General features: G+C 65.2%; 8 protein-coding genes. 3 read left to right on the forward strand and 5 right to left on the reverse strand.

Annotated elements, in window-relative coordinates; genetic code table 11:
- Positions 1-64: 64 nt before the first annotated feature.
- The gene (locus ACLCGK_RS30190; RefSeq protein WP_039613991.1) at positions 65-658 is read right to left on the reverse strand and encodes a nitroreductase family protein; all 594 of its coding nucleotides are present in this window, start codon (positions 656-658) and stop codon (positions 65-67) included.
- 144 nt (positions 659-802) lie between these two features.
- Between ACLCGK_RS30190 and ACLCGK_RS30195 the strand changes: the two genes are divergently transcribed.
- The gene (locus ACLCGK_RS30195; protein ID WP_015271351.1) at positions 803-1,252 is read left to right on the forward strand and encodes a YcgN family cysteine cluster protein; all 450 of its coding nucleotides are present in this window, start codon (positions 803-805) and stop codon (positions 1,250-1,252) included.
- Between the two features lie 41 nt (positions 1,253-1,293).
- Positions 1,294-2,502 (forward strand): hypothetical protein, encoded by a 1,209-nt coding sequence (locus ACLCGK_RS30200; protein ID WP_410953501.1) that lies wholly within the window; start codon positions 1,294-1,296, stop codon positions 2,500-2,502.
- A 163-nt stretch (positions 2,503-2,665) separates the two neighbouring features.
- Here the strand turns inward: ACLCGK_RS30200 and ACLCGK_RS30205 are convergent, their stop codons facing one another.
- The 3 genes from ACLCGK_RS30205 to ACLCGK_RS30215 form a co-directional block, all read right to left on the reverse strand.
- Positions 2,666-3,007 carry a DUF2892 domain-containing protein gene (locus ACLCGK_RS30205; RefSeq protein ID WP_410953502.1) on the reverse strand — a complete coding sequence of 114 codons (342 nt, stop codon included), beginning with the start codon at positions 3,005-3,007 and terminating at the stop codon, positions 2,666-2,668.
- Between the two features lie 62 nt (positions 3,008-3,069).
- Positions 3,070-3,540 (reverse strand): RNA methyltransferase, encoded by a 471-nt coding sequence (locus tag ACLCGK_RS30210; protein ID WP_015271348.1) that lies wholly within the window; start codon positions 3,538-3,540, stop codon positions 3,070-3,072.
- Positions 3,541-3,613: 73 nt separating this feature from the next.
- Positions 3,614-3,985: a YajD family HNH nuclease gene (locus ACLCGK_RS30215; protein ID WP_003259546.1), complete on the reverse strand. Its 372-nt coding sequence runs from the start codon at positions 3,983-3,985 to the stop codon at positions 3,614-3,616.
- A 131-nt stretch (positions 3,986-4,116) separates the two neighbouring features.
- Here ACLCGK_RS30215 and ACLCGK_RS30220 point away from each other — a divergent pair, with 131 nt between their 5' ends.
- Complete coding sequence (locus tag ACLCGK_RS30220; RefSeq protein ID WP_015271347.1) at positions 4,117-4,395, forward strand: hypothetical protein; 279 nt, start codon at positions 4,117-4,119, stop codon at positions 4,393-4,395.
- 195 nt (positions 4,396-4,590) lie between these two features.
- On the opposite strand, the gene ACLCGK_RS30225 is transcribed toward ACLCGK_RS30220, so the two are convergent.
- Positions 4,591-6,633: a S9 family peptidase gene (locus ACLCGK_RS30225; protein ID WP_410953503.1), complete on the reverse strand. Its 2,043-nt coding sequence runs from the start codon at positions 6,631-6,633 to the stop codon at positions 4,591-4,593.
- Between the last annotated feature and the right edge of the window lie 124 nt (positions 6,634-6,757).

Raw genomic sequence — 6,757 nt, forward strand, 5'->3', positions numbered from 1 at the left:
GGGTGTGTTTGTTTTTGGGGGAGCGGGCGAGCCCGCGAAAAGGCCAGTACAGCCAATGCAAGGCTTACAGGCTGAAATCACCCTCGGCAGCCAGCTCGCTCAGTGGCTTGCGCGGGCTCGGGACTTCACGCGCCTGCAGCGCTTCGTTCAGGCTGGCCTTATCGCCCAGCTTGCCGATTGCCACCATGGCATGCAGCACGTAGCCTTCAGGAACCTTCAACTCCTGACGCGCCAGCTCCTGGTCGAAACCGGCCATGCCATGGGTATGCCAGCCGCTGATGCTGGCTTGCAGGGCCAGGTGCCCCCAGGCGGAGCCGGTGTCGAAGGTGTGCCACAGCGCCGGCTTTTCTTCCGTGGCGCCCGGGGCGGCGTAGGTGGTCTTGGAAATCACCAGCACCAACGCCGATGCCTGTTGCGCCCAGCTGCGGTTGGCCGGCACCAGCAGGTTCAGGTAACGCTCCCAGTTCGGCGTGTCACGGCGGGCATAGAGGAAGCGCCAAGGTTGCGAGTTGTTCGCCGACGGCGCCCAGCGTGCAGCTTCGAGGAAGCTCAGCAAGGTTTCCTCGCTGATCGGCTCGGCGGTGAAGGCACGTGGCGACCAGCGGTTGATGAACTGCTCGTTGATGGCGTAATCGGCAATGCGGGGGGTGGCGCTCATGGCGGCTCCTGCAAAAGGGCGGTAAACGCGCACGCTACTGCGTCGCGTCGCGACTGACAAGCGGTCTGGCTTTGCCGAAGGCCAGGCTCTAGACTGGCGCCGCCGCGCGCCGTGGCCCCAAGATGAATGCAGGAAACCCGTGTCATGATCGCTGAAAACGCGCCGTTCTGGCAGCGCAAGACCCTCGAGCAACTCAGCCCGCAAGAGTGGGAGTCGCTGTGTGATGGTTGCGGCCTGTGCTGCCTGCAAAAGCTCGAGGACGAGGACGACAACAGCGTCTATTACACGCGCATCGCCTGCAAACTGCTGGATCTGCACACCTGTCAGTGCAGCGATTACCCCAACCGCTTCGCCCAGGTACCTGACTGCATCCAGCTCACCCCGGGCAAGGCCGACCAGTTCAAGTGGCTGCCGAGTACCTGCGGCTACCGCCTGGTCAGTGAGGGCAAGGACCTGCCGGCCTGGCACCACCTGGTCTGCGGTGATCGCCAGCAGGTCCATGAACAGCGCATTTCCCAGTCGGGGCGCATGCTCAGTGAACACGATGTGCACGAAGACGACTGGGAAGACCACCTGATCTTCCGCGCCAGCTGACCGGCGCGGCCCGCTGCCACGGGGAAACAAGGAGTTTCTGTATGCGTTGCCAGCTGTTGTTGCTGTTGGGCCTGATGGCCAGTTCGCCGGCCTGGGCGAAAAAGGTCGACCTCGACTATCAGGTGCGCCTGTTGCCAGCCAGCGGCCAGGCGGAGGTCCGCCTAACCTTGGCCGAAGGCAGTGCCGTGCGCAGTCTGAATTTCGACCTGGGCAAGGCTGGGGCCTACAGCGGCTTCCAGGCTGATGGCCAATGGCAGTTGCAGGGCCAGCGCGGCGTGTGGCAACCGGCGGCCGGCAAGACCAGCCTCAGCTACCGCGTGCAGCTGGACCAGAAACGCGGCAGCGGCGCCTATTCATCGCGCATCACCCCGCATTGGGCGCTGTTCCTCGGCGACCAGCTGGTGCCGCCTGCGCGCCTCGACCAGCAGGATGGCACCGAACTGGTGGCGCGGCTGGCGTTCGACCTGCCGGATGGCTGGAAGAGCATTGAGACCTCCTGGCCGCGCATCGGCAAGGACAAGTTCCGCATCGACAACGTTTCGCGCCTGTTCGACCGCCCCACAGGCTGGATGCTCGCCGGCGACCTGGGCAGCCGCCGCGCCCGCCTGGGCGAAACCGAGGTCACCGTGGCCGCACCGGTGGGGCAGGGTATGCGGCGCATGGACAACCTGACCATGCTGACCTTTGTCTGGCCGCAATTGCAGGCGGTTTTCCCGCGCAACCCGCCGAAGCTACTGTTGGTCGGCGCTCGCGACGGCATGTGGCGTGGGGCGACTGCCGCGCAGGGCTCGTTGTACCTGCACAGTGCCCGGCCGATGGTCAGCGAGAATGGCAGCAGCCCGTTGCTGCGCGAAGTGGTGCAACTGTTTGCGCAGATCCATGGGCGTGATGGCAGTGACTGGCTGGTGGAAAGCCTGAACGACTACTATGCCAGCGAGTTGCTGCGCCGCTCGGGCGGGGTGAGTGACGACCGTTACGAGGCTTGGCAAGCGCGCCTGAGTAAGCAGGGCGCCAAGGTCACCCGGCTCAAGGGCGAGCATGCCACCCCGGCGCAGGTGGCGCGCGGGGTGATGCTGTTGCAAGCGCTGGACAAGGAAATCCGCATCCACACTCAGGCCAAACGCTCGCTGGACGATGTAGCACGCGGGTTGATGCGCCTGCCCAGCGTCAGCACCGAAGACTTCGTGCAGATCAGCGAGAACGTGCTGGGGCGGCGCTCAGAGGTGTTGCAGAGCAAGGCGTTGCGCTAGGCCTCTCTATTGCCAGTGCTGACCCTTTCGCGGGCACGCCCGCTCCCACAGGTGCCGCGCAAGTTTCGAAGAGGTCGGCACAGGCCAGTGATGTTCCGACAGCCATGAGGTCCCTGTGGGAGCGGGCGTGCCCGCGAAAGGGCCGGCACAGGCAGTGCAAAACTCAACTGCCAGCCAACGGATCCTTCCCGGTTACCGTCACCCCCCGCGTCGCCGCCTCGGCACTGGCCTTCAACGCCTTCAGTTCCGCAGCACTGCGCTCGATGTCCGAACGCAAGCGGTGATACTCCTGCCGGTGCCGCTGCCACCAGGCCTTGGTCGCACAATGCCCGCTGAAGCCCCGAGCCAGTGCCAGGCCGCCAACTGCGATCTGCAACAACCCGACCAGGCCGCCGTGGCGCAGCCCCTTGCTGACCATCAACGCGCCGCCAGCCAGCGAGCTGGCGCGCTCCAGGCCATGAACGTTCTTGTCTTGCGATGTCGCTGCCGAATGGATATCAAGCATGGCAAGGTCTCCGTCTGAAGTGTATGCAGGTGACCTGTTGGCCGCCGCCATCGTTCAGTCGGCTATTTGAACCTGGGCCCCGAACGGGTATTCAGCCCCTTGGCCATGCGGTCATACAGCACCACATTCACCGTCGCTGCGAGGTTCATGCAGCCCTCGGTCGGAATGTAGATGGTCTCTTCGCACCATGCCCGCACATCGGCACTGAGGCTGCCGTCTTCCGGCCCGAAGATGTAGATGGCCCGGTCCGGGTGGGTGTATTCCGGCAATGGCCGCGCGCCCTCCACCAACTCCACGGCCACCGGCGTGCAGCCCAGCGGGATGATGCGCTGCAGGTCATCGATGCCGATCAGCGGGATGTCGTAGTGCACGCGCTTGGTGTCGGTGACGAAGTCACGCGCACGCTCGTAGCGTTTGCCGGTGTAGAACACCGAATTGACGCCGTAGCAACCCGCGGCGCGCATCACCGAGCCGACGTTTTCTGCTGACTTGGGGTTGAACAGGCCGATGCAGCTGTATCGTTTGTTTGCCACGTACCGGGGCCCTTCGCGAAAAAAAGCGCGATTATACGGGCTGCCCGGTAGCAACGGGGTGGTGAATCGATGGTCAGTCTTTCTTCAGCATGCCCGCCAGCCCGGCGAACGGGTTGTGGGTGGCCTTGGCGATGCTCGGGGTGCTGGTGGAGCCTTCGCTGAAGTACTGCTGGTCGGTATAGCGCGAGTGCTCGTTGTCGTGGCAGTACAGGCACAGCAGCTCCCAGTTGGAGCCGTCCTGCGGGTTGTTGTCGTGGTTGTGGTCGCGGTGGTGCACGGTCAGCTCGCTCAGGCGCTTGCCGGAGAACTCGCGGGCGCAGCGGCCGCAGACGTGCGGGTACATTTTCAGGGCCTTGTCGCGGTAGCCCATTTCCTTGTCGCGCTTGGCATCGGCCAGGATGCGGTCCAGGCGCGCGGTGGCGGCGGCGGAAGAGGTGGAGCTCATGGTGTTTCCTTTGTTCTGATCAGGCAAATGACGGTTATGCGCTGAGTCTAGCGCGCTTGCGGGGCAGGCGGACAGGCGAAAGCTTTGATTTAGGCGTAGCCTGTAGGAAGGTTCCCGACAGGAGGTTGCTGATGTTTCGCGCGATCCTCGTTGTGCTGTTGTTGGCCGGCCTGCCCATGGCCGAAGCTGCCAGCACGCCACCCCGGTTGAGCACGCCGGTGCCCGGTGCACCGGGTACGCCTACGCCTACGCCATATCCGCAGATTACCCCGAGTACGCCGCCCAAGGCCTATGACAGCCAGCCGGGGGCGCCACTGTTACCGCCGATGCCGGTGCCCGGGCCACCGAAGGACCAGCCATTGCCGGGGTTGCGCCAGGACCCGCCGAAGCCGGCGGTGCAGGATGATTGAATTCAGCCGGCCTGCCCCGGTTTTCTGTGGGAGCGGGTTTACCCGCGAAGCAGGCGCCGCGGTGGATGGCACGGGCTTCGCCCGTGTTCGCGGGTAAACCCGCTCCCACAGGGATCGCGCAGGATTCAGGACATGCGCGATCCCTGTGGGAGCGGCCTTGTGTCGCGAAAGGGGCGCAAAGCGCCCCCGGCTCTCTCAAGCCAGACCTAGCTCACCAAACACGAACGCATATTCCAAGGCCACATCCTTGAGCCCCTGATACCGCCCGCTCATCCCGCCATGCCCAGCCCCCATCTCGGTCTTGAGCAGCAGCAGGTTGTCGTCGGTCTTGTGCGTGCGCAGCCGCGCCACCCACTTGGCCGCTTCCCAGTACTGCACGCGGCTGTCGTTGTAGCCCGCCACCACCAGCATCGCCGGGTAGGCCTGTTCCTTCACGTTCTCGTACGGTGCATAGGCCTTGATCCGCTCATACACCTCCGGCTCCTCAGGGTTACCCCATTCGTCGTACTCGGTCACGGTCAGCGGCAGCTCGGGGTCGAGCATGGTGTTGAGCACGTCGACGAACGGTACTTCGGCAATCGCACAGCGGAACAGCTCGGGGCGCAGGTTGAGCACAGCGCCCATCAGCAGGCCACCGGCGCTGCCGCCACTGATGGCCAGGCGGTCGGCAGCCGTGACACCCTCGGCGATCAGGTGCTCGGCACAGGCGATGAAATCGCTGAAGGTGTTGTGCTTGTGCTCCTGCTTGCCGGCGCGGTACCAGGCTTCGCCCAGTTCGCCACCACCACGCACATGAGCGATGGCAAAGGCCACGCCGCGCTCCAGCAGGCTCAGGCGCGCGTGCGAGAACCACGGGTCGAGGCTTTCGCCATAGGCGCCGTAGCCATACAGGTACAGCGGCACGGTCTGGCCCAGGTCCTGGCGGCGGCGCACCAGGCTGATCGGCACCCGGGTGCCGTCCGCTGCGGTAGCCCACAGGCGCTCGCTGACATAGTCGTCGGCATCGAACGGCCCCAGCACCGGGGTTTGCTTGAGCACCGCCTGGGCACCGCTGGCCAGCTCCAGCTGGCGTACCTGGGCTGGGCGGTTGAGTGCTTCGTAGCGCAGGCGCAAGCGTGGGCTGGCGAATTCCAGGCTGTCCTGCACGTACAGGCTGTAGGCCGCGTCGGGCAGTTCGACGCGGTAGGGTGCCAGGCCCTGCGGGCGTACCTCGATGATCGGCAGGCCGCCTTCGCGCAGGCTCAGGGTCAGCGCGCCGGCATTCAGGCTGAGGCCTTCGAGCATGATCGCGTCGCGGTGCGCTACCAGTACCTGCCATTGCTCACGGCTGGGCACCGGTGCGACTGGGGCGTGGTACAGGGCGAAGTTGATGCCGTCCTGGTTGGTGCGGATGAACCAGCGCCACTGGCCGTCGAGCTGGCCGTGGTCGGGGAAGTACTCGTGGCCCTCTACGCGTGGCGCCAGGCAGGTGAACGGAGCCTGCGGTGTCTCTGCATCCAGCACCCAGGCTTCGCTGGTGGTCTTGCTGTTGAGCAGCAGCACCAGCTGGCGTTCGGAGCTGGTGCGGTAGCAGTGCAGGAAGAAGCGCCCGTCGGGCTCCTCGAACACGGTCTGCGCGCCGTCGTTGCCCAGGGTGTGGCGACGCAGGCGCCACGGGCGGTGGGTCTCGTCCAGTTCGGCGAAGAACAGCGTCTGGCTGTCGTTGGCCCAGGTCAGGCTGCCGTCGCAGTCGTCGAAGGGCAGGGAGGTGACGCTGCCACTGGCCAGGTCCTTCACGTACAGGGTGAAGATTTCGTCGCCACTGGTGTCCAGGCTGTAGGCCAGCAGGCGGTGGTCGGGGCTGACGTTGAACGCGCCGAGGGACAGGAAACCGCCATTGGCCAGGGCGTTGGGGTCGAGCAGCAGTTGCTCCTGGCTTTCATCGACCGTGTTGGAGTCGTCGGCCGGGCGCGGGCAGCGGTAGTGGCGCGGGTACTCGTCGCCCGCGGTGGTACGGGTGTAGTACAGGTAGGGGCCCCAGGGCGCCGGCAGCGACAGGTCGGTTTCCAGGATGCGGCCCTTGATCTCTTCGAACAGTTGTTCGCGCAGCGGCGCCTGGTCGGCCAGGCAGGCTTCCTGGTAGGCGTTTTCGGCCTGCAGGTAGGCAAGCACCTCGGGGGTGTCACGCTGTTGCAGCCAGGCATACGGGTCGGTGGCCTGGGCCTGGCGGGCAATCGGGGGTTGGGGCTTGGTTGGCATTGAGGATCTCTTGATTGGGGTTGCCTGTGCCCGGAAAAGTGTTTATCATAGGCATCTCTTTGCCTGGCTTGCACGAACACCATGACCGAGAACGACTACACCCTCGCCTGGGGCCTTTACGCTG

This window comes from Pseudomonas sp. S1(2024) (genome assembly GCF_046557535.1).